1 protein-coding gene is annotated in these 620 nt (G+C 66.5%); it reads left to right on the top strand.

Features of this window, described 5'->3' with window-relative positions:
• The coding region (locus GTW51_RS23410) for an IS91 family transposase (protein WP_163046417.1) at positions 1-620 on the top strand (620 nt) is incomplete at both ends.

Below are 620 nucleotides of genomic sequence, written 5' to 3' on the forward strand. Positions count from 1 at the left end.
TGGCTCGCGGCTCGCCAGGCGGACCTCTTGCCGGTGCCGTACTTCCACGTCGTCTTCACGCTGCCCACGCCTGTCGCCGAGATCGCGTTCCAGAACAAGGCCAGGGTCTACGCGATCCTGTTCAGGACCGCGGCCGAGACGCTGCGCACCATCGGCGCCGACGAGAAGCATCTCGGCGCCGAGATCGGCCTTGTCGCCGTCCTCCATAGCTGGGGCCAGACCCTCACCTATCATCCCCACCTCCATTGCATCGTGCCGGGCGGCGGCCCCTCGCTTGACGGCTCGCGATGGGTTGCCTGCAAACCGGGTTTCTTCCTCCCGGTCCGCGTCCTCTCGCGCCTTTTCCGCCGCCGGTTCCTGGAAGAACTGCAAGCCGCCTTCGCTGCAGGTGAACTCGCATTCTTCGGCAATCTCGCCGGCCTTGCCCAGTCCGCGGCCTTCGCCCGCAGGCTGCGCGAGCTTCGCCAGGTCGAATGGGTCGTCTATGCCAAGCCGCCCTTCGGCGGGCCGGAGCAGGTGCTGGCCTATCTCGGCCGCTACACCCATCGGGTTGCCATCTCGAACGCACGGCTCGTCGATATGAGCGATGACGGTCGCGTTTCCTTCCGCTGGAAGGACTA

It is taken from the genome of Aurantimonas aggregata, from assembly GCF_010500835.1.
In the GTDB taxonomy this organism is placed as follows: domain Bacteria; phylum Pseudomonadota; class Alphaproteobacteria; order Rhizobiales; family Rhizobiaceae; genus Aurantimonas; species Aurantimonas aggregata.